The organism is Nesterenkonia sp. E16_10 (genome assembly GCF_017347085.1).
GTDB lineage: Bacteria > Actinomycetota > Actinomycetes > Actinomycetales > Micrococcaceae > Nesterenkonia.
In genome coordinates, this window is record NZ_JADPSA010000003.1 from 1 (window position 1) to 26,363 (window position 26,363).

26 protein-coding genes and 1 tRNA gene are annotated in these 26,363 nt (G+C 68.2%); 9 read left to right on the forward strand and 18 right to left on the reverse strand.

Going from position 1 to position 26,363, the window contains the following annotated elements; genetic code table 11:
- The first annotated feature begins 370 nt into the window (after positions 1-370).
- The 3 genes from I2487_RS02025 (at position 371) to I2487_RS02035 (ending at position 2,862) form a co-directional block, all read left to right on the forward strand.
- Positions 371-1,162, forward strand: coding sequence for a class F sortase (locus I2487_RS02025; protein ID WP_255545859.1), 792 nt, complete (start codon positions 371-373; stop codon positions 1,160-1,162).
- Between the two features lie 228 nt (positions 1,163-1,390).
- Entirely contained in the window at positions 1,391-2,209 is an 819-nt protein-coding gene (locus I2487_RS02030) for a hypothetical protein (RefSeq protein WP_207171060.1), read from the forward strand.
- Positions 2,210-2,424: 215 nt separating this feature from the next.
- Entirely contained in the window at positions 2,425-2,862 is a 438-nt protein-coding gene (locus tag I2487_RS02035) for a TIR domain-containing protein (protein ID WP_207171059.1), read from the forward strand.
- 52 nt (positions 2,863-2,914) lie between these two features.
- Here I2487_RS02035 and I2487_RS02040 read toward each other — a convergent pair whose 3' ends face one another.
- Together I2487_RS02040 and I2487_RS02045 are read right to left on the reverse strand one after the other, a co-directional pair.
- Complete coding sequence (locus I2487_RS02040; protein ID WP_207171058.1) at positions 2,915-4,066, reverse strand: glycosyltransferase family 4 protein; 1,152 nt, start codon at positions 4,064-4,066, stop codon at positions 2,915-2,917.
- Between the two features lie 99 nt (positions 4,067-4,165).
- A tRNA-Gly gene (locus I2487_RS02045) sits at positions 4,166-4,239 on the reverse strand.
- Positions 4,240-4,354: 115 nt separating this feature from the next.
- Here I2487_RS02045 and I2487_RS15660 point away from each other — a divergent pair.
- A complete protein-coding gene (locus tag I2487_RS15660; RefSeq protein WP_207171057.1) occupies positions 4,355-7,582 on the forward strand; it encodes a glycosyltransferase in 3,228 nt (1,075 codons plus the stop codon).
- A 45-nt stretch (positions 7,583-7,627) separates the two neighbouring features.
- Here the strand turns inward: I2487_RS15660 and I2487_RS02055 are convergent, their stop codons facing one another.
- On the reverse strand, positions 7,628-8,293 hold the full coding sequence (locus tag I2487_RS02055; RefSeq protein WP_207171056.1) for a nucleoside/nucleotide kinase family protein: 666 nt from the start codon (positions 8,291-8,293) through the stop codon (positions 7,628-7,630).
- A gap of 48 nt (positions 8,294-8,341) precedes the next feature.
- Positions 8,342-9,037, reverse strand: a complete 696-nt coding sequence (locus tag I2487_RS02060) for an HAD family hydrolase (RefSeq protein ID WP_207171055.1) — start codon at positions 9,035-9,037, stop codon at positions 8,342-8,344.
- Positions 9,038-9,169: 132 nt separating this feature from the next.
- Between I2487_RS02060 and I2487_RS02065 the strand changes: the two genes are divergently transcribed.
- The gene (locus I2487_RS02065) at positions 9,170-9,682 is read left to right on the forward strand and encodes a GNAT family N-acetyltransferase (protein WP_207171054.1); all 513 of its coding nucleotides are present in this window, start codon (positions 9,170-9,172) and stop codon (positions 9,680-9,682) included.
- Between the two features lie 44 nt (positions 9,683-9,726).
- Positions 9,727-9,927: a hypothetical protein gene (locus I2487_RS02070; protein ID WP_207171053.1), complete on the forward strand. Its 201-nt coding sequence runs from the start codon at positions 9,727-9,729 to the stop codon at positions 9,925-9,927.
- A gap of 55 nt (positions 9,928-9,982) precedes the next feature.
- On the opposite strand, the gene I2487_RS02075 is transcribed toward I2487_RS02070, so the two are convergent.
- The 10 genes from I2487_RS02075 to coaD all read right to left on the reverse strand — a co-directional run bounded on the left by I2487_RS02075 (position 9,983) and on the right by coaD (position 18,387).
- Positions 9,983-10,903 carry a glycosyltransferase gene (locus tag I2487_RS02075; RefSeq protein ID WP_207171052.1) on the reverse strand — a complete coding sequence of 307 codons (921 nt, stop codon included), beginning with the start codon at positions 10,901-10,903 and terminating at the stop codon, positions 9,983-9,985.
- Positions 10,900-12,174, reverse strand: coding sequence for a glycosyltransferase (locus I2487_RS02080; RefSeq protein WP_207171051.1), 1,275 nt, complete (start codon positions 12,172-12,174; stop codon positions 10,900-10,902). Before I2487_RS02080 ends, I2487_RS02075 begins: the two co-directional genes overlap by 4 nt.
- Positions 12,171-13,361, reverse strand: a complete 1,191-nt coding sequence (locus tag I2487_RS15665; RefSeq protein WP_207171050.1) for an LCP family glycopolymer transferase — start codon at positions 13,359-13,361, stop codon at positions 12,171-12,173. Before I2487_RS15665 ends, I2487_RS02080 begins: the two co-directional genes overlap by 4 nt.
- Before the next feature lie 99 nt (positions 13,362-13,460).
- Positions 13,461-14,228 carry an aminoglycoside 3'-phosphotransferase gene (locus tag I2487_RS02090; protein ID WP_207171049.1) on the reverse strand — a complete coding sequence of 256 codons (768 nt, stop codon included), beginning with the start codon at positions 14,226-14,228 and terminating at the stop codon, positions 13,461-13,463.
- A complete protein-coding gene (gene mutM, locus I2487_RS02095) occupies positions 14,225-15,202 on the reverse strand; it encodes a bifunctional DNA-formamidopyrimidine glycosylase/DNA-(apurinic or apyrimidinic site) lyase (RefSeq protein WP_207171048.1) in 978 nt (325 codons plus the stop codon). The genes I2487_RS02090 and mutM overlap by 4 nt, the downstream gene beginning before the upstream one ends.
- The gene (rnc, locus tag I2487_RS02100; protein ID WP_207171047.1) at positions 15,202-15,951 is read right to left on the reverse strand and encodes a ribonuclease III; all 750 of its coding nucleotides are present in this window, start codon (positions 15,949-15,951) and stop codon (positions 15,202-15,204) included. The genes mutM and rnc overlap by 1 nt, the downstream gene beginning before the upstream one ends.
- Before the next feature lie 25 nt (positions 15,952-15,976).
- Positions 15,977-16,180 (reverse strand): 50S ribosomal protein L32, encoded by a 204-nt coding sequence (gene rpmF / locus I2487_RS02105; protein ID WP_036474831.1) that lies wholly within the window; start codon positions 16,178-16,180, stop codon positions 15,977-15,979.
- Between the two features lie 98 nt (positions 16,181-16,278).
- Complete coding sequence (locus I2487_RS02110) at positions 16,279-16,845, reverse strand: YceD family protein (protein WP_207171046.1); 567 nt, start codon at positions 16,843-16,845, stop codon at positions 16,279-16,281.
- A 76-nt stretch (positions 16,846-16,921) separates the two neighbouring features.
- Entirely contained in the window at positions 16,922-17,845 is a 924-nt protein-coding gene (gene galU, locus I2487_RS02115) for a UTP--glucose-1-phosphate uridylyltransferase GalU (RefSeq protein ID WP_207171045.1), read from the reverse strand.
- 65 nt (positions 17,846-17,910) lie between these two features.
- A complete protein-coding gene (gene coaD / locus I2487_RS02120) occupies positions 17,911-18,387 on the reverse strand; it encodes a pantetheine-phosphate adenylyltransferase (RefSeq protein ID WP_036474835.1) in 477 nt (158 codons plus the stop codon).
- Between the two features lie 87 nt (positions 18,388-18,474).
- On the opposite strand from coaD, the gene I2487_RS02125 reads away from it, so the two are divergent.
- Both I2487_RS02125 and I2487_RS02130 read left to right on the forward strand, forming a co-directional pair.
- A complete protein-coding gene (locus I2487_RS02125; RefSeq protein ID WP_255545860.1) occupies positions 18,475-19,845 on the forward strand; it encodes an aminotransferase class I/II-fold pyridoxal phosphate-dependent enzyme in 1,371 nt (456 codons plus the stop codon).
- Positions 19,845-20,795: a spermidine synthase gene (locus I2487_RS02130; RefSeq protein WP_207171044.1), complete on the forward strand. Its 951-nt coding sequence runs from the start codon at positions 19,845-19,847 to the stop codon at positions 20,793-20,795. The genes I2487_RS02125 and I2487_RS02130 overlap by 1 nt, the downstream gene beginning before the upstream one ends.
- On the opposite strand, the gene rsmD is transcribed toward I2487_RS02130, so the two are convergent.
- Genes rsmD through I2487_RS02150 form a run of 4 tightly spaced genes read right to left on the reverse strand, consistent with a single transcriptional unit; the run spans position 20,758 to position 25,764 of the window.
- A complete protein-coding gene (rsmD, locus tag I2487_RS02135) occupies positions 20,758-21,471 on the reverse strand; it encodes a 16S rRNA (guanine(966)-N(2))-methyltransferase RsmD (RefSeq protein ID WP_345941305.1) in 714 nt (237 codons plus the stop codon). The two genes, I2487_RS02130 and rsmD, sit on opposite strands and share 38 nt — an antisense overlap.
- Positions 21,377-23,587, reverse strand: a complete 2,211-nt coding sequence (locus I2487_RS02140) for a DEAD/DEAH box helicase (protein WP_207171042.1) — start codon at positions 23,585-23,587, stop codon at positions 21,377-21,379. The genes rsmD and I2487_RS02140 overlap by 95 nt, the downstream gene beginning before the upstream one ends.
- A 7-nt stretch (positions 23,588-23,594) precedes the next feature.
- Positions 23,595-24,761, reverse strand: a complete 1,167-nt coding sequence (locus tag I2487_RS02145; protein WP_207171041.1) for a DAK2 domain-containing protein — start codon at positions 24,759-24,761, stop codon at positions 23,595-23,597.
- Positions 24,739-25,764, reverse strand: coding sequence for an LCP family protein (locus I2487_RS02150; RefSeq protein WP_207171040.1), 1,026 nt, complete (start codon positions 25,762-25,764; stop codon positions 24,739-24,741). Before I2487_RS02150 ends, I2487_RS02145 begins: the two co-directional genes overlap by 23 nt.
- 52 nt (positions 25,765-25,816) lie before the next feature.
- On the opposite strand from I2487_RS02150, the gene I2487_RS02155 reads away from it, so the two are divergent.
- A complete protein-coding gene (locus I2487_RS02155) occupies positions 25,817-26,359 on the forward strand; it encodes a DUF3515 domain-containing protein (RefSeq protein ID WP_345941302.1) in 543 nt (180 codons plus the stop codon).
- Positions 26,360-26,363: the final 4 nt, after the last annotated feature.

The following is a 26,363-nucleotide window of genomic DNA, read 5'->3' on the forward strand; positions in this document are numbered from 1 at the left end:
GGCCATGGCCGCCGGTGGCGGCGTGCTGGCTCTGGGCGCGATCGGTGCCGGTGCCTACATCATGCGCAAGCGCCCCACCGAGTCCTGATCTCGAAGTGCAGAGCACGAGCTCTGCGGTGATCACACCCATCATCTGATTCCGAGCCAAAGAATCGGACAGACGGTGCAGCGGCTCTGCAGAATCTCCTGGTTCTGCAGAGCCGCTCCTGGCTCCACATCCACAGTTGGACTCCATGCCGGCAGTTCTCTTTCCGTAAAGAGATGCTTCAGGAGGGACTGTAGATTGTGATGACATCCACTCCTGGGCGGGGAGTGGCACGTTGAATCTGATTGTTGCCGCCTAGAAGGTCCAATCCGAAAGAGAACCTCCATGTCTCGTCTCCGCAGGCAACACCTCGACTCCACCTCTCCGGCAGCAGGCGGCCCCCGTCGCGCCGGCGCCCTCGTCATCACCTCTGCCTTGATGCTTGCCCTCTCGGCATGTTCACCCGGGCAGGACAGCAGTGCGGCGGCGAACGAAGAAGAACCTTCCGCCGTTGTTGAATCCGAGCCGAGCACACCGACCACGGAGGCACCAGCCGAGACGGACGCCCAGGACGAGGACGGGGACGAAACCGAAGACGCGGGCGAGGGCGAGGCCAGCGCCGCACCCTCACCGACCCCTGAAGAGACCGAGGAAGCCGAGGAGCCGTCCGGCGAGGCCGCCACCGAGACCGCTCCGCCTGCCTCTTTCGAGGTCCCTGCCATCGGAGCCAGCTCTGAGCTGCTGCACCTGGGCCTCAGAGACAACGGCACCCTCGAGGTCCCACCCGGCGATCCAGGCTCACCAGCAAGCTGGTACACCGGATCTCCCGCTCCCGGAGAGCAGGGCCCCTCGGTGCTGCTGGGCCACGTCGATGACTCGCTCGGTCAGCCAGGGGTCTTCGCTGACCTGCCTGATCTCGGCGAAGGCGACGAGATCACCGTGGCACAGGAAGACGGTGAGGAGGCCACGTTCGTCGTGACCAAGGCCGAGCAGTACGGGAAGGACACTTTCCCCACACTCGAGGTCTATGGCAACACCGAGGATCCGGAACTTCGCCTGATCACCTGTGACGGCTACAACCAGAGCACCGGAGAATACGAAGACAACTACGTGGTCTACGCCACCCTCGCCGACTGAGCGCGAACAGAACAGGCCGGGACGGAAGGCATTCGCCGTGCCCCAGTCGGCGTTCCCTCGGGATTCGAGTGTCGAAGCGTGATTAACGAGACGCAGGGTTTCCTATTGCTGCTGGATAGTTAGACGAAGTAATTATTTCTACAATTGGCGTGATCTGGGTTACTCTGATCACGTCGCATCCGGGACCCCTGGACGTGGCCACAACCATTGTGACGAGGAGTCCCTCACATGCATAAATCTAAATTCTTTGCTGTTCCCACGATCGCCCTTGGCGCGCTGCTGCTCAGCGCAGCCCCGGCCATGGCCCACTCAGACCACGGCGGAGCCTCCGACGGCGCCGCCACCTCTGATTCCAGCGAGTCCTGGTCCTTCCAGACCAGCTTGGACCCGCTGAACAACTCCGGCACCGTCGGCGACGTGCTGATCGAGGGCCAGGGCAACCAGGCCACCGTCTACATGACCGTCGACGGCGCAGCCGAGACCTTCATGGATGGACCCTTCCCCCACGCCCAGCACATCCACTTCGGCGCCCAGGGCCAGTGCCCCGGTCCCGACGCTGATGTCGACGGCGACGGCGCCATCAACGTCGAAGAAGGCGCACCCTTCTACGGCGGCATCGGCACCTCACTGACCACCGAAGGCGACACCTCACCAGATTCCGGCCTGGCCGTGGAACGCTTCCCCGGTGGCTCCAGCTACACCTACGAGCGTGACCTCGAGATCGCCGATGACGTGCTGGCCTCCATCGTTGATGGCACCGGCGTCGTCGTGGTCCACGGCGTGGACCCGACCCTGTTGACCGAGGAAGCCGCAAACAAGCAGTCCGAGCTCGATGAGTCCCTGCCCAACGCAGCGACCCTGCCAGCAGCATGTGGCACCCTGACCGCCTCACAGATGGACGGGATGCCTGAAGGCGGCGCCGATACCGGCGTTGCCGGCGGTTCCCAGGGTGCCGGCATGGCCATGGCCGCCGGTGGCGGCGTGCTCGCCCTCGGCGCGATCGGTGCCGGTGCCTACATCCTGCGCCAGCGCCCCACCGAATCCTGATCACGTTCTGATCGGTCGCTGACCGGTCCGACGGATCATGCCTCTCCTCAAGCGAGATGCAGCTAGTGCGATGGCCCCAGCGGAACTTGCGAGTTCGGCTGGGGCCATCGCCGTGCCCGGATCCGGGGAAACCGCGGCATCACCTCCGCACGTCCCGCGTGTCACATAGTGCGAAGAGACAAGGCGATAGATGATCGAACCGTAAACTTCATTCTATGACGCAACCCACGTTCTTCAGCTGGCATCATGAGCGTGATCTATGGAGATCCTCGATCGTGTCCAGATCACCTCAGTTGGAGGACATTCATAAGACGTGGATATCAGCTAGACGGTGGGAGAAGGCCAAGAGCTCAGGCGATTCCGCTCTCGCGTCTTTGGTTCTGAACGGACTCAAGCACACACCAGTCACTGCTGTCCTGATCGGTCCCGAAACGGCCCATCGGGAATGGATGCAGTACGAGATCAACTCCACCCTGAAGCGCGGAAACGGGCTGCTCGGCATCTACATCCACAACATCTTGGACCAGGACGGGAGAACAGCTCCCCAAGGCTCGAACCCGTTGCCGCCCGGCTACCCCACCTATGACTGGGTGTTCGACGACGGGGACCGCAACCTCGGCAAGTGGGTTGAGGTGGCGCACTATTCACCCTGAGAGGGCCGGGAGGAGGGTCCGCGGACGGGGCCCTACGCCACCCGCCGGAGACTCAGCCCCGCTTGGCGCGGGCGAGCAATCGATCCAGCGCATCCTCGATCGCCTCGGCGTGCTTCTCCGCGGTGTAGCGCTCCCGCACCACGGCGAGGCTGGCCTCCCCCAGCCGACGCAGCTGGGTCGGCGCGGCCAGGAGCTCGGCGAGGACCCGGCGCAGCGAGCCGGCATCGCCGGTCTGGTAGTGCCGGCCGGTCACGCCCTCGACCACGGCCTCGATCTCGGGGCTGGAATCGGGGTTGCCGTCCTCGGCGAGCACCGGCACCCCGAAGCTCATCGCCTGAGTGACGTTCAACCCGGCTCCGCCCACGGAGACCGCAAGGTCAGCCCGGGCGTAGAGCCCGCGCAGCTGCTCATAGTCATAGACGGCGCCGAGGAACTCCGCGTCCACCCCGTGCTCGGCGAACACCTGCTCCAGGCGAGGACGCTCGGCGCCCTCCCCCACGATGAGCAGCTTCGGCCGCGCGGCGTCGGGCATGCCTCCCAGCGCTTCGGCGAGCAGGTCCAGCCGGTGCCGGGTGGTGAGCCGGGAGCTGTAGATGATCGTGGCGGGTGAGCCGGCGTCGTCGTCGGCCGCTTCAGCTGTCCGGGCGGCGTCGGTCTCACGGGCGGAGCCGATCAGCGCCTCCGGGTAGATGCTGTTATAGATGACCTGGATCTTCTCGGCCGGGACCCCGTAGGAGCTGCCGAGCTCCTTGGCCCGGTCGCCGTAGACCAGCAGCCCATCGGTCAGGCGGTAGAAGGCGAGCCGGACCCGGCGCTTGAGCCCGTCCTCGGGCCGCTTCCAGCCGTGACCCCACATGATCAGGGTGCGTCCGCGCAGTGCGGCGACCGCGCAGGCGGCCCAGGCGGAGACGGTGGGTATGCGTCCGGCGATCACATAGGCGTCGTGCGCCCCGGCCCAGATCTCGCGGACCTGGCCGTGTTCCCACCAGAATTCGCGGATCGCGGAGAATCTCAGCGGGCGAACCTTCGCCAGGACCTCGTCGGCGGCGGAATGGATCGCGTCGGCGGCCGTAGATTCAGAATTCTTGAACCGTCCGACCAGGTCAAAGTCGTAGCGGGTGGATTCCAGCAGTCGGCGCAGCAGCGGCTCGCGGTAGTGCGCCACGGTGGGCTGAACCACGAAGTAGATCCGGGGACGCGCCATGGGTTCCTCACTCTCGAGCCGACTCGGCGGCTGATACACAAAAAGCCCCTCCTGCTGTGACCGAGAGGACCCGATCACCGGGAGAGGCTTGGAAGTGACTGGAGGGGATGACGGGAATCGAACCCGCATCGTTGGTTTGGAAGACCAAAGCTTTACCACTAAGCTACATCCCCGTGTGCGCCCGGAATTGGGACCTGTTCAGGTCGATTCCCCGCCGCAACGAGACTTCACTCTAGCAAGCCGGACTGCCTCCTCCAAACCCAACACGGCTCGGGATAGTGTCGAGGGGTGAATCTCCCCGATGCAGCCTCCGCCCAGCCCTCGAGCACCCCGTCCAGCGCCCCGGCAGCCACCCCTCCGATCGCGGAGATCACGACGACGGCGACCCAGGCAGCGGAAGCCCACGAGCACGCCGCCCAGGAGCTCTCCAGCTCAGCGCATCATGAGCAGCTCTGGGCCCCGTTGGCGCGGGCTCACCGCGAGCGGGCGGCCGACCTGCGCAGCCGGGCCGAACTAACGGCCGGCGAGGGTCAGACCGCGACCACCGCCGCCTCACTGGCCGCGCCGCTTGCCGCACCGCTCGCCGCACCCCTGGCGGCCCGATCCGCGCAGGACGCGCTCGCCGCCGCCCGGGCCGCGGCCGCCACGCTCCCACCCGCCGAGCCCGGCGTCTCCCGGCCCCCGCTGGACCTGCGCATCGGGATCATCTGCGACCGGTTCCTCTTCGACACCTATTCCGGGGCCGCCACGCTGGTCCCGATCACTCCGGAGAACTGGCAGGATCACCTCGAGGATGTGGACCTGCTGCTGGTGGCCGCCACCTGGCGCGGGCACGACGGGGTCGCCTGGGACAACACGTCCGCGGAGGCTCCGGAGCGTCGTCGGCTTCTGATCCACACCATCATCCCGGCCTACCGCGCGGTCGGCGCCCCGCCGGTCTACTACGGCAAGGAAGACCCGCCGGACTACCGGCAGTTCCTCGACGTGGCACGGGCCTGCGATCACATCTTCACCACCGCCGCCGAGGTCATCGAGGACTACCGGCGCGACTGCCCCGACGCCCAGAGCATCGAGGTGCTGCCGTTCGGGGTCAACCCGCTGCTGCACTCCCCGATCGGGTCCCGCAGCGCCCCTGCCGAGGCCCGCGAGCTGATCTTCTTCGCCGGGTCCTGGATGGGGCGTAAGTATCAGAAGCGCGCCCGCTATGCCGAGTGGATCTTCGACGGGGTCCTCGACGCCGGCAGGCCGCTGGCGATCGTGGACCGCTGGTGGGCGGAGGTCTCTGCGCAGCTGGACTCGGCGCACCCGATGCTCAGCCCCAACCAGCTGATCCCGGTGAAGTACTGGCCCTACCGGACCCCGGCCATGGATCACCATGAGCTGATGGACCTCCAGCGCGTGGTGGATGTCGCGGTGAACCTGAACTCGGTGGTCGACTCACAGACCATGTTCGCCAACCGGGCGCTGGAGCTGCAGGCCGCGGGCACGCTGGTGCTCTCCAGCTACAACCAGGGCCTGAACTCGTATCACCCGCAGGTGCGCATCGCGAACTCCGCGGCGGACGTGGAAGAGAGCCTTCGCGGACTCGATCAGGAGGAGCTGCGCCGTGCCCAGGGCGACGGCATCCGGGAGGTCTTCCTGGGTCATCACGTCTCTGACCTGCTCACCCAGGTGGCCCGGACCGCCGGCAAGCCGGTCCAGCCCCAGCAGGAGCTGGTGGTCGCCGTGGCCGAGACAGTCACCGCCGAGCTGGCCCAGGACATGGCGGCGCAGAGCCTCGCGGGGCTGGGCAGCTCGGGGCAGGGCTTCAGCCCGGTGGAGCTGCTGAGCTGGGAGCAGCTCGGCGCCCGCGCCGCGGACCCGCTGGCGAAGCCGATCGACGTGCTGCTGCCGCTGTCTGACCAGCGCCGCTATGCCCCGCACTACGCGGCGGATCATGTGGCGGCCTTCCGGTACCAGTCCGCGACCATCACCACGAAGCTCACCGGCACTGCCGATGCGACCGATGTCCACGCGCATCAGCATCGGCGCGGCTTTGAGGACCTGGGCCTGACCGCCTGGTGGCGTCCCGAGGCCGCGGCGCTGGTCACCCCGGCGGTGCTGGCCGCCTCCGGGCAGGACGCGCGGGTCTACGTGCTCGACCACCTGGGGCACGCCTCCTCCGCGGCGATCCAGGCCTCCGGGTTGATCCCGGCCGCGCTCCCCCACCCCGGGGATGACCTCTCCGCGGTCCAGGCGGAGGTGCGACGCACGGCGCAGGACGAGCAGCTCGAGCTCTCCGTGATCGTGCCGATCTACAACAACGGCAATCACCTGCGCCACAAGGCCTTCGCCTCGTTGCGCCGTTCCCCGCACTTCCCGCGCACTCAGGTGCTGCTGATCGACGACGGGTCCACCGACCCGGTCACGGTGGCCACGGTCGAGGAGCTGGCGCGGACCTACACCAACGTCTCCGCGTTCCGACACGGCACCGGTGGGTCCGGCTCCGCCTCGCGTCCGCGCAACACCGGTCTGGAGCTGACCGCCACCGAGTTCGTCACCTATCTGGACCCCGATGATGAGGAGCTCGAAGCCGGGTATCACCTGCTCCAGCAGCGCCTGGCCGAGAAGCCCGAGGCTGATTTCGCCCTGGGCACCCAGGTCACCTGGACCAACCGGCACCAGGTCCTGCCGATCCACGACTGGTACTCGAGCATCCCGGAGCGTGACGGTCTGTGCTGGCCGACCCGTGACTCGCTGCGCGAGATCCGGTTCCGTCCGGCCTCGATCGAGGGCATCGTAGCGCGCACCGAATGGCTGCAGGGGCTAGGACTGACCCAGCCGGTGGGCGCCACCGGGCAGGACACCTTCTTCTTCCAGCAGATGCTCTTCTACTCCCGGGCCTACGTGCCGGTGGACCGTCCGGTCTACACCTATTACGGGGCGGTGGACACCTCGATCGTGAACGTGGTGACTCCCGGGTACTTCAGGAAGTATCTGATCCTGGAAGCCGCCCGAGCCTCCTGGCTGCGCGAGGTCGGACTGCTCCAGGACTACCTGGACACCCGGTTCGAGCATTTCTTCGTCACCTGGTACCTGTGGAAGTTCTCCCGTGTTCCCGTACAGGACCAGCCCGAGGCCGCCGAGGTGCTCGCCGAGATCGCGGCGTTCTACGTGGAAGACCCCGAGACCCACGCCTGGCAGACTCCGGAGGCGCTGCGCTTCTTCGGCCAACACCGGTTGCCCTCGAGGAAGAAGCTGCGCCCGCTGGCGGGTCGGATCAAACGCCGGGCACGCGGCGCCGCAGCGCAGCGACTCGGACAGTTCAAGCGCACCCGCGTGGGGCGCCGTGCCGGGGCGATCTACCGGCGCACGCTCAAGCCTGCCTCAGATGACCAGGTGACGGCTCTGCGCGAGGTCTCTGCCGAGATCGAGCGGGTCCAGCGTCGCGAGGCCGGGCAGTGGGGCATCACCGCGGCGGAAGCCGCCTACGCGCTGGCGGTGGCGGATCGGCGCCGTTTCCCCGACGCTGAGTGAGTGGGCGCGGCGGACTCCGATGTCAGGGGGCCGGGTGCTGCAGAGTCAGGGCCTCGGGATGGTACCTGTCTGTGGGGACCGCGTGACGCGGGGCGCCGTGAAATCGGAGTTGTCCACGACGAAGCTGGCGCGTTCCCACGGGCACGCAGACTCGAAGTAGAGGCGCTGACCCTCGACGTACCGTCGCATCGAGGGGTGTTCTGGGTCCGGGTTGCTGCCGTTCCGAGTGGACATGCGCGCTGCGGTCTCGGTGAAAGGCACGTCTAAGAAGACCGACACGTCCCAGTGCGAGGCGAGCTCGTCACGGTGCAGAAACATCCCCTCCAACACCACGAGGGCATCTGGTGGACCGTGAGCCGCTTCAGGTTTGACGTGTTGGTCCCTCGACGCATCGTAGGACGCGGATCTGTACCAGCCGTCCCCGGAGGGGCCTAGAGGCCGGAGTGCATATTCGTGCAAGGCGGCGTAGTCGTATGTGTCCTCCCAGAAGCCTTTCGGCGAGTGTCGGCCCTGAGCATGCCTGACCGGGGAGAGATTCAAGAAGTCATCGGCGTGGATCAGGATCACCGGACGGTCGTCAATGGCGGCGGCGAGCCTGGCGGCGAAGCAGGTCTTGCCACTCCCATCCACACCGTCCACAGCAACCATCCGACCGTTGGCCCCAAGGGCGCTGAGAATCCGCCCCGCCAGTGAACGCATAAAGATGTCCATAGCGTCATCCTCTATGAAGAGCCTTCGCGCGTCCTGAGCAGGAAATCCTCAACGAGCGATCGTCGAATCAACGGCCAGTTGTGCATACACGGCTTCCGCAATGCCTCCGAGGTGATCCCCATCGCGACTCACCAGCAGACTACGCATGCCGCTGGCGTGGGCCCCCGCTGTATCTTGAACTGGATCATCCCCGACAAACAGGCACTCCGTAGGATCGACGCGCAATCGCTCTGCCAGCAGTCGAAACGCCTGGGCGTCAGGCTTCTGGACTCCGATTCCTTCAGAGATGCACACGACGTCGAACGCACGGCCCAGCCCTGTCCGGCGAAGCTTGTCGAGCTGCTGCTCCTGTGACCCGTTGGACAACAGCCCAATGCCGTATCCGGACGCTCGCAGAGTCATCAGCAGCTCGAGACTCTCCGGGAAGGCGCGCCATTCGTCTCGATACGCGTTGAGGTAGAGCTCGAAGAGCTCGTCGAGCTCCGAGTCTGCAGTCGGCGGATCCACCCCAAGAACCGGCAAGACGGTCCGAAGTCGTTCCCTTCGCTGCTCCTGGAAGCTGACCTGCCCGGACCGCCAGCGCTCAAACTGCGCCGCCTCGGCTGCGAACCAGACCGTGCAGGCGTGGGGAGACGGATCCAGACCCAGCTGGTGGATGAACCTGTCCACCGCGGATCCAGCCGATCCGCGGTGGTCAAAGAGGGTCCCATCGAGATCAAATCCGATCGCTTTCAACTCGCTCATCCTTCACCTTACAAACATGGGTGACTCACTTTCACCCAACCCTTCGGCCTGGTGCACTCGAGCGTGGTCGTCGACGCTGGCCGTGGTGTGCTCAATGCCGCGGCAGCTAGGGAGCAGATAACGTGGAGGCCCATGATCGATCTACCAGTGTCACCGACCCTGAATCCGCCATCTGGAACCGTGAAGACGTCGTACCTGATCGGCGAGCAGGCCGACATGGTGCATCGAGGTTCTGAGACGGCATGGCTGAGGGCCGCCAGCCGTGACTTCGATGCCTTCGTTGCCGAGAGGGTAGGTGTTCGCCCACGATGGGGTGTTCCCTCCGAACTGTTCTGGTACACCGCGAATGAGTACTACATCGGATCGCTCGTGATCCGACACAAGCTCACCTCGGACGGAGCGGGTGGTCACATCGGATACCACGTAGTCCACCCTTGGCAGCGCCAAGGTCACGCGACTCGGATGCTTCAGGAGGCGGCGGGTAGGTGCGCGGCCTTGGGCCTCGAACGGGCCCTGCTCACCGTCGCGCCAGACAACACCGCTTCGCTCGCCGTGGTCAGCCGCTGCGGCGGAGTCTCTAACGGCGTCAACCAGGAGGGCGAGCTCAGGTTCTGGATCGAGACGTCGGTGACTACCAATGGTTGAAACAGGGAGCACCCTCTCCCACCGGCCGAAAGGAACTCTGACCTATGAGCCCAAGAACCCGCAATGACGGGACAGCCGTGTGGTGGTTCGTCGCTGCCGCGTTCGCCTTCAGCTCGACCTCACTGTTCGCCTCCGAGATGCCCCTAGGGTTGCGGATCGCGATGATGGTCCTCGGGGCCGTGCTGCTGGTCGGGGGAATCATCACCTACCGCAAGGAACGCAGGCCAGAGCCCCCGCGGGGTTGACCCTCCACCCCTGATCCAGACTCCGGCACGCGTCCGCATGCGGACACCAGTTGAGTCAGCGGCCGTATTCCTCGTAGCGGCGGCCGACGGCCGCCTGGAGCATGCCCAGGCCCTCGCGGTGGTAGACGCTGTCCACATACCGCACCGGCGCCCGCCGGAGTCGACGGGCCGTGGTCCGCGCCGCCCCGTAGCCGATGCGGACCAGCCCTTCGGCGCCGATCCGCAGCCGCAGCGCCGGGGTTGCCCGGTCCTGGTCGGCCCGACGGATGAGTTTGGTAGCGCGCACATGCCCGGCGCGGATCCCGCGCTGCCGCATCCAGGCGGGACTCAGCCGTTCGGCGGGCAGGTCTTCCTCGACCTGCGCCTCGGCACACCACCAGGCTTGAGCTCCGGCTGCCTGCATCCGGCCGAAGAGGTCGGAGTCCTCACCGCCGATGAAGCTGAACGCCTCATCGAATCGATACCCGGCGCGGGTGAACCAGTGCGCCCGGACCAGCACGTTGTTCGTCGCCGCCCGGTGATTCCAGGGTCCGGTGGGAAAGTCGATGCGCCGGATGAAGCCGCTGGCCTGCAGCCAGGCCGGCGGGTTCTCCCCGAAGTGAGTGATCACCGGACCCGAGACGGTGTCGGCCCCGGAGGAGTTGGCGCAGTCGATCAGGGTCCGCAGCCAGTCCGGGGACGCGCGCTCGTCGTCGTCGAGGAAAAGCACCGCTTCGGCATCCGCCGGCACGGCCTCCACCGCGGCGTTGCGCGCGGCGGCGATCCCAGGGCGCGGTTCATGGATGTATCGCGCCCCCGGATACTGAGCGCGAACCTGAGCCTTGGCGTCGCCCTCGGGGCTGTTGTCCACCACGATCAGCTGCGGCAGCTCGCGCTCCCCCAGCTCCTGGGCGCGCAGTGAGCTGAGCAGCTGCCCCAGCGGGCCGGGCCGGCGGTAGGTGCAGACGCAGATATAGGCGTTGGCGGCGGTGATCACCGGCCGGCTCCCCGGCCCTGCTCCCGCAGCAGCGTGCGCAGCAGGGCGGCGTAGCGGCGGCCCAGCCCCGGCAGGTCAGCGTATTCGGCGACCCAGTCGCGGCCGGTGGCATCCACCGGGGTGGAGTCCGGGTCGGCGGCGAGCTCGCTGAGCGTGGCCGCGATCGCTTCGGAGTCTCCGGAGAGGAAGCTGACGTTGCGTGCGTGGCCGAGCACCCAGGCGGCCTCTCCGGTGACCGCGGCGGTGATGTGCTTGCCCAGGCCCAGCAGCTCGAAGGTCTTCGAGGGCACGGTCCAGGCGAAGGAGGCCCAGTCGGTGCGCAGGCTGACCAGCGCGGTGTCGGCCCAGCGGTAGTGCTCCCAGATCTCCTCGCCGTGCACCGGATCGAAGAACTCCACGGCGCCGCTGTCCAGGGCGCCGGACTCCTCCGCGACCTGGCGCAGCTGGTCCTTCTGGGTGCCGGAGCCGACCAGGCGGAGCTGCACGTCGAGTCCCCCGGAACGGGCGTGGTCCTGCTCGGCTGAGCTCTCCCGGGTGCGCGGGATCAGCGCCACGGCCGTGATGAGCCGCTCCAGGGCCTGGCTCTCGCCGTGATTGCCCAGGTAGGCGATGCGCAGCTCCCCAGGCTTGCGTGTCCGGTGCTCAAGCTGCGGCACCTGGTCCAGGGCGACGCCGTTGCTGATGGTCTCCACCCGGGAGACCCCGCGCTCGCGCAGCCGCTGACCGAAGCCCTCGGTGACGGTGACCACGAGTTCGGCGCGGCGCTGGACGCTGACCACGGCGGCTTCCATCAGCGTCCCCAGCGGGCCAGCCTTCACCCCGGCCTCGCGGGCAAGCTCGGGCCAGGCGTCGCGCATATCGACCACCAGCGGGACCCGGCGGGCCCGGCTGACCAGCCAGCCGGCACAGATGGTGGGCAGCGCCGGCACCGTGGCGACGACCAGATCCGGCTTCGGGGCGCCGAGCGCGCGGGGCACCATCAGCACCGCGGAGGCCAGGTCTGAGGCGAAGCGTCCGGCGCGGGAGTTCTGCAGCAGGATGTACGGGGTCCGGTGCAGCCGCTCCCCGGTGGGCCCCGGTGTGGCGCGCAGCCGGAATCTGCCCTGGCCCCGCACCTCCTCCGGGGTGTGGTGGGAGTTCACCGCGGGGGTGACGACGTCGACCGCCCAGCCGTCCTGCCGCAGCGAACCCACCAGGCGTTCCCAGCGGCGCTGCGGGGCCGTGCGCTCCGGCCAATAACTATGCGTCAGCAGCTGAACCCGAGGGGTCACTGCTGCTCGTCCTGGGATTCTCGCAGCTCGATGTAGTCGATGAAGCCCTCCATGTTGTCGTTCTTCAGGGACCGTTGCAGCAGCTCGAGCATCTCCTCGTCCTTGAGGATCACCTGGGCACCGCTGGCGGTGGTGGCCATCTCCCCGGTGGGAATGGTGAACATCTCGATGTTCCCGGAGCGCAGGTCGCGCATCTCCAGCGCGTAGGCGGCGATGGTGTTGGCGTCGAGACCGTCATCCACACTGAGATAGGGGACGATGCCGTTGACCACATCCATCACCCGCTGGGGGTTGGTGAGGGTGTCGGCAGACAGCAGCTGATCGACGATCCCGTTGATCACCAGCTGCTGGTTCTGCACCCGGCTGAAGTCCCCGTCGGCGAAGGACTTGCGCTCGCGGACGAACCGCAGCGCGTTGTCGCCTTCCAGGCGGATGGTGCCCTCGGGGTAGAACGCCGGGTTGTGCTGGCCGGCGGAGAAGGGCCGCGGGTTCTCCACGTAGACCCCGCCCAGGGCGCGGGTCAGGTCGGAGAATCCCTCGAAGTCGATGATCGCCACGTGGTCGATATGGGTGTTCAGCAGCTCTTCGACGGTGTCGACGACCAGCGGGTACCCGCCCACGCCCAGCGCGGAGTTGACCCGGCCCTGGCCTTCGCCGGGCACGTCCACCCAGAGGTCTCGCACGATGGACATGACGTAGACCCCGGACCGGTCGGCCGGGATGTGCACGAACATCATGGTGTCGGAGCGTTCGGAGGCGTTGTCGCCGATCTCGCCGCGGTACTCCATGTCATTCTCGCCGCGGCTGTCGGAGCCCAGCAGCAGCATGTTCACCGTGCCGTCCTCGGTGCGTCCGGCGGTGTCATCGCCCTCGAGGCCCAGGTCCAAGACGTTGCGCTGGTCGTCGAAAGTGGTGCGCAGCTGGTTGACGTAGAGCAGTCCGGCGCCCACCGCGACGACGAGCAGCACCGCCACGGCGATGAGACCGTTGCGGATCAGGCGGCGTCGTCGTGACCGGTCTTTGGGCGTGTTCTCCGCGGAGGCATCCTCGGCGCCGGAGACGCTGACGGTGGGTTCTTCGGCGTCGGCGGGGTTGGTCGACTTCGAGGCTGCCGCCGGTCCGGCCGGGAGCCTGGCGGCTCTGCGGGGTCGGTGCGGCCGTGGCTCGGGCGACTTCTTATCGGCCACAGACCCTCCTCTACGCGTTCGTCGATCCGATTCATGCTAGCCCACCGATCTGGGCACTCCCGCATCGACGCTGTTCAGGGAGCTCCCGGCGAAGTACCGCTAGGTGGCGTCCCAGAGACGTCGGTAGTACTCGATCCGGTGCGCCTCGGGCTCGATCCCGTAGGCGCTCCAGAACGTCGCCTCGTCGTAGCCGGAGAAGTTCCAGGCCAGGGACATCGACATCACCGCGAGATCGGCCCACCGATCCGCCACCCCGTGACGACCCAGATCCACGTGGGCCAGGAACGAGCCGTCGGCGGCCAGCAGCGTATTCGGGGCGCAGGGGTCGCCCTGACACAGCACAAGACGATCCAGGCTCGGCGCATCCCCGGGCGGCTCCGCCGCGAGCCCCGCCGTGCGCAGCCGATGCTCCACGCCCCAGTCGAAGGGGCAGTCCTGCGGGTCCAGGTCATGCAGCCGGCGCAGCCCGGTGCCGAGGGCCCGCAGCGCGAGATCGGGATCGGCCTTCCACCGCGGGGCCACGGCCGACTCGCCGGGCAGCGCTCGGGTGAGCAGCACCTCCTCGGGGCCTTCCAGGATCAGGTCCACCACGGTCGGGGCGGGGTGGCGTCCCTGGATCCAGGCCAGCCGCTCGGCCTCCTGGGTGAGCGATTCCCCGACGGCGTCGGGGTTCCATTTGGCGTAGAAGTCGATCGGAGCCGCGACACCGCCGCTGGCGACGGAGAACGTCAGACCGCGGGCCCCGTTGCGCCAGATCGGGCTGAGCCGGGCGGCGCCCAGGCCGAGTGCCTCCAGCGATCGCTGCAGCAGCACCGGCACCGGGGTGTCGGCCGGCGGCGTCCCGGTGAGAGCCGAGGGCAGGATCATGCACGGCCCGAGGCGCGCAGCCGGGCAGGCCGCGGCCCAGGCTGGCACTTCGGGCAGAAGTGCGACCCGCGGTTCATGAACGTCTCACGTCTGACCTCGGTGCCGCACCGTGGGCACGGCCTGCCCTGCTGGCCGTAGACGTTGAGCGATCTCGAGAAGTACCCGGAGGCGCCGTTGACGTTGACGTAGAGCGCGTCGAAGCTGGTGCCGCCGGCCTCGAGTGCGGCCAGCAGCACGGTCTTGACCCCGCTGAGCAGGCGGGCGGACTCGGCGCGGGTGATGGTCTGGGTGGAGCGCAGGTAATGCAGCCGGGCGAGCCAGAGCGCCTCGTCGGCGTAGATGTTGCCGATCCCCGAGACCATGCCCTGATCCAGCAGTGCGCGTTTCAGACCGGTCTTGCGGCGGCGCAGGGTGCGGAAGAACGTCTCCTCGTCGAATCCGGGCTCCAGCGGATCCGGGGCGATATGCACCGCGGCGGCCGGCACGCTGCCGCTGGGGTGGGTGGAGGGAACCAGCTCGGAGATCTGCATGCCGCCGAAGATCCGCTGGTCGATGAAGCGCAGCTGCTTGGGAGCGGAGTCTTCCCCGCCCAGCTCCAGCGTGATCTTCAGATGCTTCTGCGCCGGGGCGGAGGGCTCATCGATGAGCACCTGCCCGCTCATGCCCAGATGGATCAGCAGCGACTCCCCGACCGGTGCGGTGCCAGAGCCGGGCTGCGCCGCTGCTGTTGCCGCCGTCGTGCTCCGGTCCAGCGGAATCCAGAGGAACTTGCCGCGGCGCTGCGGTGCCAGCAGCCTCTGCTGGGTCAGCGCGGTGGTGAAGGAGCCCAGCCGGGCGGGTTCATCGAGCGCGGCGCCCAGCGCGTGACGGCGCAGGCTGCGCGGATCGTGGACGGTGACGGACTCTACGGTGCGTCCCATGGCCCAGCGGCTGATGCCGCGGCGGACCACTTCGACCTCGGGCAGCTCCGGCATCAGCTGCCAGCGGGTGCGGTGTCCTCGAACCGGTCCAGGACCAGGGTGAGGATGTCGCCCTGTTCGCCGCGGCCGGCGGTGAGGGTCTCCACGGTGACCCGAGCGGCTTCGCGCTCGGCCTCCTTCTTGGAGGGCCCGGAGCCGGAGCCGTGGGCGGTTCCGCCGATCACCAGGGTGGCGTTGAAGGACTTGTGGTGGTCCGGACCGAAGTCGGTGATCTGGTAGCGGATCTCGCCCATGTCTTTGGCGGCCGCGATCTCCTGGATGGTGGTCTTCCAGTCCTTGCCGGCGGTCATCGCGTCCTTGTCGCTGAGCAGCGGGACCACGAGGCGCAGCACCAGACGGCGGGCCGTCTCGGTGTCGGTGGAGAGGTAGGCGGCGCCGATCAACGCTTCCATGGTGTCGGCAAGGATCGAGTCCTTGTCCTGGCCGTTGGTGAGCCGCTCGCCGGCGCCGAGGCTGATATAGGGGCCGACGCCGAGGCCGCGGGCCACCCGGGCCAGGGCGCGGGTGCTCACCAGTGCGGCGCGGAGCTTGGCCAGGTCGCCCTCGGCCAGGTCCGGGAAGGTCCGGAACAGGTAGTCGGTCACCGCCAGGCCGAGGATCGAATCCCCGAGGAACTCCAGCCGCTCATTGGTGGGCAGGTTGGAGTTCTCATAGGCGTAGGAGCGATGGGTCAGGGCAAGGCGAAGAGTCCCGGGGGCAATATGCACCCCGAGACTCTTCACAAGCTCTTCGTGATCGCTCACGTGCGATGTCGTCATGTTCGACGACTCAGGCGTCAGCGACCTTGCGACCCTTGTACTCATAGAACAGCGGCGAACCGGCGGAGTCGGTGACCAGCTTGGCCTGGTGAGGCTGGCTGTAGACGACGCGACCGTTCTCCACGGTCTTCACCAGCTTCGGCACAGAAGCCTTCCACTGCGAGCGGCGGTTGCGGGTGTTGGATCGGGACATCTTCCGCTTTGGAACAGCCACGGTGTCTCTTTTCTCTCTAGATGATGGACAGAGTCTTGGTCAATCAAGTTCTGCGATGGTCAAGTTCTGCGATGTTCAAGTTCTGTGATTCTCAAGTTCTAGGTGCTGGAGTCGGACTGGGCGTCCGGCTCCGGCAGTCCCGCGGCCATGTCTTTCAACGCGGCCCAACGGGGGTCGAGCTGCTCGTGGTAGTGCTCGAGGTCGTCCTCCATGCGGAATCCGCAGACGGAGCACAGACCCGGGCAGTCCTCGCGGCAGACCGGCTGGAACGGCAGCGCGGAGACCATCAGGTCTCGCAGCACCGGCTCCAGGTCGATGGTGAGGTCATGGCCCATCGGGCGCGTGTCCTCATCCTCTTCCTCGGCCGAATCCTTCCGCGCCTTCTGAGGCCAGCTGAACAGCTGCATGATGTCCACGGTGAGCGGGTACTTCAGCTCATCGAGACACCGGCCGCACTGTCCAGTGACCTCGCCGACGGCGGTGCCGGTCATCAGCACACCTTCGTGCACCGATTCCAGACGCAGATCGACCTGCAGCTCGCTGCCCTGCGGGATCCCGATGAGGACCGTTGCGAAGTCCTCCGGGGCTGGGACAGTTCTATGCATCTCGTGCTGGGTTCCGGGCTTGCCCCGGAGCTCCTGCACATCTACGCGTAGAGCAGTCATTGCTGAACCACTCCTCAATGATCTAGACCGACGTGCCACTCTACCAGTCACGGCGGCTCGGGTGCGAACCCCGTTTTTAGATCTGGCCGACGAACTCCTTCAGCCACTCGCGCAGGTCTGGGCCGAGGTCCTCGCGGTCCACAGCCAGGGTGACCACGGCCTTGATGTAGCTGAGCTTGTCTCCGGTGTCGTAGCGGCGTCCGCGGAAGATCACGGCGTGGACTCCGCCGCCGTCCTCGGCGGATTTCCCTGCCATGGCCTGCAGCGCGTCGGTCAGCTGGATCTCGTTGCCGCGGCCGGGCTTGGTCTGCTCCAGCTCGGCGAAGATCGCCGGGTGCAGCACATAGCGGCCGATGATCGCCAGGTTCGACGGCGCCTCATCCACGGGGGGCTTCTCCACCAGGGCGTGGACCGGCACGACGTCGGCGGGCTGGCCGTTCTCGGCGGCGACCTTGTCCTGGCCGTTGGCATCGATGACGCCGTAGGCGCTGATGTTCTCCTCGGGCACCTCCATCACGGCGATGACGGAACCGCCGAGCCGCTGCTGGGTCTCCAGCATGGTCGAGAGCAGCTCGTCGCGCTCATCGATCAGGTCATCGCCGAGCAGGACCGCGAAGGCCTCGTTGCCGACGTGGCGCTTGGCGCAGAGCACGGCGTGACCGAGGCCCTTGGCCTCGCCCTGCCGGATGTAGTGCAGGTCGCCCAGCTCGGTGGCCTGACGGACGGCCTCGAGCTTCTTGGTGTCGCCCTTGGCCTCCAGGGTGGCCTCGAGGTCAGGGACCCGGTCGAAGTGGTTCTCCAGGGACCGCTTATTGCGGCCGGTGATCATCAGAATGTCATCGAGCCCGGCCTTCGCGGCCTCGGCGACGACGTACTGGATCGCGGGCTCATCCACCACCGGGAGCATCTCTTTGGGCATGGCCTTGGTGGCCGGAAGGAATCGTGTTCCCAGACCCGCAGCCGGGATCACAGCTTTGCGAATAGACGTTGTTGAACTCATATGCCCACCTTATCGTTTCCTGGATGCCTGTTCAGACGAATCTATGAAGTTTTCTGCGGCCGCGCTCAGCGGCGACGGTCCTGGAGCCGGCGCTGCACCGCGCGGGGGATGAACTCCGCGACGTCTCCGCCGAGCTTGTGGACTTCCTTGACCAGTGTGGAGGACAAGTGCGTGTAGCGGCCGTCCGCGGCGAGGAACACGGTCTCCAGCCCGGAGAGGTGCCGGTTCATCGTGGCCATCGGAGACTCGTAGCCGAGATCCTTGGGGTCGCGCAGACCCTTGACCAGAGCGTTGGCTCCGACCTCGCGGCAGAAGTCGGTCAGCAGCCCGCTGCCCAGCGGCTTCACGCTCACCCCGCGCACATAGGAGAAGGTCTCCTGCGCCATGGCGATGCGCTCCTCGACGGAGAACATCGGGTTCTTATGCATGTTCGGCGACACGGCGACGATCACCTCATCGAAGAGGTTCGAGGCACGGGCGATGATCTCCACATGACCGTTGTGCAAGGGGTCGAATGATCCGGGGCACACTGCTAGCTGCATGCTCCGACAGTACTTCAGGTGGTCAAGAACCCGACGCCAGGCGCGCAGGACACGCTGCCGATCGGCAGGCTGTCTACGATGGAGTCCATGTCCTCTCATCGCTCCCCCAGCCCGGACCCGCTCGCCCTCGATCAGCCCTGGGCCCGGACCGCGGCCGGGGCCAACACCTTGGGCTTCGAACCCTCACCGAGCACCCCACCCAGCACCCCTGCGGTGATGCCCACCATCTACGAGCGCACGACGGCGGCGGCGATCGCTCACGACGCGGTCAACCTGGGCCAGGGATTCCCCGACACCGAGGGCCCGGACTGGCTGCTGCAGCTGGCCGCACGGGCGATCACCGAGCCCGAGACCGGCCCGCGCAACCAGTACGCCCCGGGGATGGGACTGCCCACCCTGCGCGAGGCGATCAGCGCCGCCCAGGCCCGGCGACAGGGCGTGGAGCTCGATCCCGCCACCCAGGTCATGGTGACCACCGGCGCCACCGAAGGGATCTCCGCGACGATCCTGGCCTTCGCGCGGCCCGGCAGCGAGGTGCTCACCTTCGAGCCGCACTATGACTCCTACGGGGCCTGCGCCGCCCTGGCCGGAGCCCGACTGGTGGGTGTGGCGCTGCGCGGCCCGGAGTTCCGCCCGGACCTGGAGGCCTTCGAGGCCGCCATCACCGAGCGCACCTCGATGATCCTGCTCAACACCCCGCACAACCCCACCGGCACGGTCTTCAGCACCGAGGAGCTGACCCGGATCGTCGAACTGGCGGTCAAGCATGACCTGCGGATCATGTGCGACGAGGTCTACGAACATCTGGTGCTCTCGGATGCGCGGCTGCCCCACCGCAGCATCCTGACCATCCCCGGCGCCGAAGAGGTGGCCGTGGCGGTGGGCTCCGCCGGGAAGTCCTTCTCGGTCACCGGGTGGAAGGTCGGCTGGGTCACCGGAAGCGCCGAACTGGTCAGCCAGATCCGCGGGGTCAAACAGTTCCTGAGCTTCTCCTCCGGCCCGGCCTTCCAATGGGCGGTGGGCCACGGACTCCAGGACGACCAGGGGTTCTTCGCGCAGAACACCGCCGAGCTGGAGGCCGGACGAGACCTGCTGCGCGCCGGCCTCGAGGAGCTCGGACTGGCGCCGAACCGCGCCGAGGCCGGGTACTTCGTGCTCGGCAACGTCTCGGGCATCACCTCGCTCTCGGCCGCGCAGTTCTGCCGGGTTCTCGCCGAGGAGGTGGGGGTGGCCGCGATCCCGGTGTCTGCCCTGACCATTCAGCATCGGGCCAGCCCCAGCGACGAGCTGGAGCACCTGGTGCGCTTCGCGTTCTGCAAGGACCACGCCACCATCGAAAAGGGGCTGCGTCGGATGCGTGAGCGTCTGCCCGCCGCGCTGGCAGACCACCCGCCGGTCACCGCACCGCCGGTCACCGCGCCCGAGACGCTGGCCCCGGCCGGCACCGGAACCCCCTGATGCGCCAGCGCGAGCGCTTGGGCCTGCCCCGGAGCCAGCGACTCTCCTTCTCCGGGCAGCTGGCCGAGCTCGTGGAGGACGACCTCACCGAGGACGGGGTGGTGCTGAGCATCGGCGGGGCCGAGCAGTCCCATGTGGAGCTCGGAGATCCCGACTATCTGCTCCACGACTATCTGTTCCGGATGGGCGCGGTGCTGCAGACCTGCGCCCGCGAGCGCCTGGGAAGAGCCGCGTCCGCCGGCGCCTCAGCCGCCGGTGCTTCTTCTGCAACAGCCGAGGTGCCGCGCGTATTGCACCTCGGGGCTGGGGCGCTGACCCTGCCGCGCTTCATCGAACACCACTGGCCCGCAGTCGAGCAGACCGTGGTGGACATCGAGCCTGAGCTGGTGGAGTTCGTGCTGGAGCATCTGCCGATGCGCAGAAGCCCGCGCAACCTGGTCGCCGACGCCGCCGCGGTGCTGGGCCCCGGTGGCGCCCTGGAAGGGGTGAGCTTCGACGTCGTCGTGGTGGACCTGTTCAACAGTGCGGCCGCGCCGGAGCATCTGCGCAGCCCGGAGTTTCACCGGGCAGTCCTTAAGCAGGTGGTCCCGGGCGGGCTGCTGCTGGTGAATCTCGGGGATGAGCCGCCGATGGACTTCGTCCGGGCGCAGGTGGTCTCGCTGCTCGACGCGGCCGCGCTGACCGCCGAGGCCTCAGCGGCATCAGGGGCCCCGGAGCCATCCGGCACCCCCGAGACCTCAGGTGCCCTGGGTATCGAGCAGGCGGCGCGCTGCGCCATGCTGAGCGCGCCCAGCGATGTGCTCGAGGCCCGGGTCGAGGGAAACCTGAGCTTCGCCGCGCGCCGCGGCGCGGCGCTGGAGCAGACCGAGCTCAACGCGCTCTGGGCCGCAGGCCCGCACCCCGGCGACGTGCTCAGTGCGGAAGAGCTGCTGGACTGGGCTCGACCATGAAGATCTGCGTGCTGCCGTAGGACTTCTCGCTGAAGATCTCCAGTCCCTCCGGCAGTGAGGGCGCGCCGCTGCCGGCGTCGCGCTCGATCACCACGGTGGCCGCCTCATGCAGCTGTTCCCTGGCGGCGCTGAGCACCTTGAACAGCTCGGCGTCGCCGAGGCTGTAGGGCGGGTCCAGGAAGAGCAGCTCGATGGGTGGACCGCTGCGTGAGCCGAGGTATCGCAGCGCGTCGGCCTTGTGCACCGAGACCTCCCGGCGCAGCGCCGGCGAGGCCTCGGCGCCGAAGAACTCGGCGTTGCGGCGCAGCGTGCGCACCGCGGCCTCGGCCTTGTCCACGGCCTCCAGGCTGCGCGCCCCGCGGCTCAGCGATTCGAAGCCCAGCGCGCCCGAGCCGGCATAGAGGTCCACCACGACGGCGTCGTGGAGCGCGTCATAGCCCTCGAGCCGGGAGAACAGCGACTCCTTGACCCGGTCGCTGGTGGGTCGGGTGGCGTCGGTGGGGACGGCCACGAGGCGGCGTCCCTTATGCGTGCCGGCGATGATCCGTGCCATCTCACACTCCTGTCTCGCGCTGCGGGTCTCAGCCGCGCTGGATGAACTCGTCGGCGCCCTCGTGGAGGTCGCGGTACTCCCCCACCGCGGTGCGCAGTCCAGGGTAGTCCGTCCAGCTGGGATCCTTGGCGCTGATCTCGCGCAGCAGCTCGGAGGCACGCACGATGATCTTCTCGTCTCGGATCGTGCGCAGCAGCTTCAGTGTGGAGGCGCGGCCGGCCTGGGCGGCGCCGAGCACGTCGCCCTCCCGCCGGCGCTGCAGATCCAGCCGGGCCAGGGTCATCCCGTCGGAGTGTTCCGCCACCTGCTCCAGCCGCTCCAGGGAGGGGTGTCCGTCGGGCAGCCGGGTCACCAGCAGCGCGAGCCCGTGGGCACCGCCGCGGCCGATCCGTCCGCGCAGCTGGTGCAGCGTGGAGACTCCGAAGGCGTCGGCGTCGAGCACCGCCATCACCGTGGCGTTGTGCACGTCCACGCCCACCTCGATCACCGTGGTGCAGATCAGGACGTCGATCTCCCCGCGCTCGAAGCCGGTCATGACCTCTTCCTTCGACGCCGCATCCATCCGGCCGTGGACCACGGCGCGCCGGGTCCGGCTCAGCAGCGGATGCTCGGCCAGGCGCTGCGCGATCAGCTCCACCGAGGCGTCCTGATCGGTCTGCACCCCGGTCTCCGGATCCTCGCGCGCATCGGCCTCGCTGATCTTGGGACACACCACGTAGACCTGGTGCCCGGCGGCGACCTCCTCGGCGATCCGTTCCCAGACCCGACCGATGAACCGGGGACCCTGCACCGTGCGCACCACATGGGTGACGATCGGCTGCCGGCCCCTCGGCAGGCCCTCCAGGGTGGTCAGCTCCAGGTCCCCGAAGACGGTCATCGCCACCGACCGCGGGATCGGGGTGGCCGACATGACCAGCATGTGCGGGGTGAGCTCGTAGCGGGTGCGCAGCGCGTCGCGCTGCTCCACCCCGAAGCGGTGCTGCTCATCGACCACGGCCAGGGCCAGGTCCACGAAGTGCACCTGCTCCCCGAGCACCGCGTGGGTGCCGACCACCAGCTCGGCGGTGCCGGAGGCGATGTCGAGCAGGGCGCGACGGCGATCGGCGGTGCCCATCGAACCGGTGAGCAGGGTGAGCCCGACCTCGTCGGCGAGGCCGCCGAGCATCCGGCGCAGCGAGCGTTCATGCTGGGCGGCGAGCACCTCGGTGGGCGCGATCAGCACGGCCTGCCCCCCGGTCTCGAGCACCTGCAGCATCGCGCGCAGCGCGACCAGGGTCTTGCCGGAGCCCACCTCGCCCTGGAGCAGCCGGTTCATCGGGTGCTCGCGGTCGAGCTCGGCGCCGATGAGCTCCCCGCAGCGGACCTGACCCTCGGTCAGCGTGAACGGCAGTCCGGCGTCGAACCGGGTGAGCAGTCCAGCCTCCTGAGCCGGCCGCGGCAGGGCCCGCCGGTGCTGTTCCTGGGCGCGACGCAGGTGCAGCAGCCCCTGGAGCAGGAACGCCTCGTGATAACGCATCCGGCGCAGCCCGCGTTCCGGGTCCTGCATGGTCTCGGGTCGGTGGATCAGCCGGTAGGCCTCACCCAGGTCCGGCAGCTCCTCGGAGGCGCGGACCTGCTCCGGCAGCGGCTCGGGCCAGGCGGAGAAGTCGATGAGGTCCAGCAGGATCTCGATGCAGTCCAGGATCCGGAAGCTGCTGATCCCTGAGGTGGCCGGATACAGCGGGACCGGGGTCTTGCCCCGGTTCAGTGCGCGCGGCAGCTCGGCGGCGCCCAGCGGGTCCGCCTCCGGGTCCACCTGGTCGGTGATGGTCTCCGGGTCGGCGTCGACCAGCACGGTGAAGTCGGGGTTGTTCAGGGTGGGGCGGTCGCGGTAGCTGCCCACCTTGCCGTGGAAGATCGCCCGAGCCCCCTGAGTCAGCTGGCGGCCCACGCTCCAGCCGTTGAAGAACGCCATCTTCAGCGAGTTGCCCTCGTCATCGGTGACCCAGACCTCGGCCAGGGAGCCGCGCCGGTTCGCCATCTTGCGCACCGAGACCCCGGTGACCTCGGCGATCAGGCTGACATGTTCCCCCGCCGCGGGCAGGTCGCGGAAGGAGGAGAGCTGGCCGAACTCGATCCAGCGGCGCGGATAGTGCTGCAGCAGCTGCGCGGCGGTGGTGATGCCCAGCCCCTGCTCAAGCGTCTTCGCCGATTCCGCGCCGATGATCCGGCTCAGCTCGGTGGAGGGAAGCACGTCCACGCGGGGATCACTCCTGGTCTCGGGCCGGCGGGGCGGCGGGACTACGGTGCAGCGCGGTGGCGGCGTAGGACTCCACCGGGCCGGCGGCGTGCACGGTGGTGCTGGTGCGCGGCTCCTCGAGGGTGTGCACGTGGATCCGCCAGCGATAGGTGCCCTCCGCGTCGGGGTTCGCGTCGATCGGGGTCACGATCACCGAGTCGCCGAGATCATCGAGCTGGTGGCGCAGCGAGGCGGCCCCGAGCGGATCCAGCCGGACGGTGCACATCACCTCGGCTCCATCCAGCGCCGGGGTCCCGGTGAGCCGCTCTGCCGACGAGCCGGCATCCGGCCCAGACTGCTGGCCTCCGGGCTGCTGATCTGCGGCGTCACGATGCCTAAGGCGGTGATCTCCGGTTCTCTCGCCCTCGGGGGGTTGCTGCCAGCCGGGCAGGCTCTGCAGCGGCGCGAAGTCCATGGCGATGCCGGTGATGGTCGAGTGCAGCGCGATCAGCACCACCAGCAGTCCGGCTCCCCCGGAGTCCACCACGTTCGCGCGCTGCAGCGCCGGCAGCTGCTCCCGGGTGGCCTGCACCGCGAGGAAGGCCCGGGAGACCACGTAGGGCATGGCGGCCTCCAGGGCCGCCCGGCTCTCGGGCTCCTCGGCCTGGAGCGCACGGTGGTGCACCTCGGAGTGCACCGCATCCAGGACCGAGAGCATGGTCCCGGCGACCGGGTCGGTCAGCGCGGACCAGGACCGGACCTTGGCCCGTTCCAGCGCGTGGGAGAACCCGGAGATGGTGAGTCGCTGCTGACCATGCAGCGGTTCGGCCAGCCCGGAGATCAGCACCGCGAGCAGGGTGCCGGAGTTCCCATAGGCCTCCGACATCGCCCGGGAGCCGGCGGCGGCGAAGAGCTCGCCCAGGTCCTGGGTGGAGGAGGCCTCCACGCTGGCCCGGCAGGCTCGGATCGTGGCCAGCATGTTCTCCCCGGTGTCCGAATCGGGGATCGGGAAGACGTTGAGCCGGTTGAGCTGCTCCACGTTGCGCTCCAGGGCGGATTCGGCCAGGAGGAACCAGCGGTGCACCGCGGCGGCGCCCTTGACCTTGCCCCGCGCGGAGGACCCCGCTCGGGCGTGGTCCGGCTGTGGCCTCAGCGGAGGTCGCGAGCTCCGCTCATCGCGATGCTGCATACTCATCCAGCGTGCCGTCCGCGAGGGCGGCGGCGATTTCCTCCATGGCCTGCTGGTCCTGGTAGAAGATCCACTGGCCGTCGTCGGAGTAGCTGCTCTCCCCGGTGGGGACGGTGAAGAACTCCACCTCGTCCACCGCGCCGCGCAGGTTCCAGCCCAGCGAGGCCACGGTGCCGGAGCTCAGGCTGTCATCGACGATCAGGTGCGGGGAGAAGGTCTCCACGAGGTCTCGGACCCGGCCGGGGTTGCTCAGGTTCTCCTGGGTGACGGTCTGATCGATCACGGCCTGGATGAACGCCTGCTGGTTGCGCACCCGCTGGAGGTCGCCGTCGGGGAAGCTCTGCCGGTGCCGGACGAAGGAGAGCGCCTCCTCGGAGTTCATCTCCTGCTCCCCGGGCTGGAAGGTGAACCCCTGGTTGGTGGTGAAGGGCTGGTCGTAGCTCGAGTTCACGGTGACCCCGTCCAGCGCGTCGACCAGTCCGGTGAAGCCGAGCATGTCCACCGCGGCCACATGATCGATCCGCACGTCGAAGAGCGACTCGAAGGTGTCGATCGTCGAGGGAAGCCCGCCCAGGCTCAGCGCGGCGTTGATCTTGTGCTCGCCGTGACCCGGGACCTCCACCCAGAGGTCACGCGGGACCGACATGATCTGCACGCTCTCGCGGTCGCTGGGGACGTGCATCAGCATCATGGTGTCCGAGCGGCCGCCCTGCGGCACCCGGGACAGCTCCTCGGTCTCCCCGGAGCCGCCGTTCTCATCGGATCCCAGCAGCAGGATGTTGATGGATTCGTCGTCCTCGGCCTTGACAGGGCGACCCTCCTCCTCGGGGAAGCTCTGCTCAAAGGTCTGCGCATTGTCCTCATAGGCGCTGCTCAAGGAGTTCAGGTAGACCATGCCCGCCACCAGGGCCCCGACGACGACGACGGCCACCACGCTCACAATGATCAGCGCGGCACGACGCCCGCGCCGCTTCCGGCGGGGCCTGTCGTGGTCGACCTCATACGTCATCTGATGCTCCTGAAATGGGCAAGTAGCTAGGACTTCATACAGAATATGTCATGTGCCTATCAACTCCGGTGACCGCCGTGCTCGCGTCCGCAACGTCTTCCTCACAGTGCTGGGACTGGGGCTGATCAGCGGCTGCGCCTCGACGGCGACGGTGGAGGCGGCTCCTGACGCGGCGAATCCGGACTGCGCCGACGTGATGCTCGCGGTGCCCGAGGTGCTCGGGGACCACGATCTGCGACCCACCACCTCCCAGGGCACCGCCGTGTGGGGTGAGCCCAGCCAGGTGGTGATGCGCTGCGGGGTGGTCCCGCCGGGGCCGAGCCCCGAGCACTGTGTGGGCGCCGACGGCGTGGACTGGCTTGCCCTGGAGGAGGACGAGCAGACCTGGCGGCTGGTCACCTATGGCCGGGACCCCGCCGTGGAGGTGCTGCTGAACCTGGACCAGGTCGCCTCCTCCACCGCGATGCTGGGCCTGGCCCCCGCCGTGGCGAAGGTGGAGCAGACCCGCGCCTGCACCACCACCGATCAGGACATCGAGCAGACCGAGGACGCCCAGGACGTCCAGGAGGGCGAGGCGACCGAGCCGCAGGGCTGAGCGG

Coding starts and splice junctions, on each gene's coding strand:
- I2487_RS02125 (WP_255545860.1), top strand. CDS start 18,475: ATGTCCTCTCATCGCTCCCCCAGCCCGGACCCGCTCGCCCTCGATCAG.
- I2487_RS02065 (WP_207171054.1), top strand. CDS start 9,170: ATGATCGATCTACCAGTGTCACCGACCCTGAATCCGCCATCTGGAACC.
- I2487_RS02040 (WP_207171058.1), bottom strand. CDS start 4,066: ATGGCGCGTCCCCGGATCTACTTCGTGGTTCAGCCCACCGTGGCGCAC.
- I2487_RS02150 (WP_207171040.1), bottom strand. CDS start 25,764: ATGACGTATGAGGTCGACCACGACAGGCCCCGCCGGAAGCGGCGCGGG.
- I2487_RS02025 (WP_255545859.1), top strand. CDS start 371: ATGTCTCGTCTCCGCAGGCAACACCTCGACTCCACCTCTCCGGCAGCA.
- I2487_RS02055 (WP_207171056.1), bottom strand. CDS start 8,293: ATGGACATCTTTATGCGTTCACTGGCGGGGCGGATTCTCAGCGCCCTT.
- coaD (WP_036474835.1), bottom strand. CDS start 18,387: ATGCAGCTAGCAGTGTGCCCCGGATCATTCGACCCCTTGCACAACGGT.
- I2487_RS02060 (WP_207171055.1), bottom strand. CDS start 9,037: ATGAGCGAGTTGAAAGCGATCGGATTTGATCTCGATGGGACCCTCTTT.
- I2487_RS02090 (WP_207171049.1), bottom strand. CDS start 14,228: ATGATCCTGCCCTCGGCTCTCACCGGGACGCCGCCGGCCGACACCCCG.
- I2487_RS02110 (WP_207171046.1), bottom strand. CDS start 16,845: ATGACTGCTCTACGCGTAGATGTGCAGGAGCTCCGGGGCAAGCCCGGA.
- I2487_RS02145 (WP_207171041.1), bottom strand. CDS start 24,761: ATGAGTATGCAGCATCGCGATGAGCGGAGCTCGCGACCTCCGCTGAGG.
- mutM (WP_207171048.1), bottom strand. CDS start 15,202: ATGCCGGAGCTGCCCGAGGTCGAAGTGGTCCGCCGCGGCATCAGCCGC.
- I2487_RS02030 (WP_207171060.1), top strand. CDS start 1,391: ATGCATAAATCTAAATTCTTTGCTGTTCCCACGATCGCCCTTGGCGCG.
- I2487_RS02035 (WP_207171059.1), top strand. CDS start 2,425: ATGACGCAACCCACGTTCTTCAGCTGGCATCATGAGCGTGATCTATGG.
- I2487_RS02070 (WP_207171053.1), top strand. CDS start 9,727: ATGAGCCCAAGAACCCGCAATGACGGGACAGCCGTGTGGTGGTTCGTC.
- I2487_RS02130 (WP_207171044.1), top strand. CDS start 19,845: ATGCGCCAGCGCGAGCGCTTGGGCCTGCCCCGGAGCCAGCGACTCTCC.
- galU (WP_207171045.1), bottom strand. CDS start 17,845: ATGAGTTCAACAACGTCTATTCGCAAAGCTGTGATCCCGGCTGCGGGT.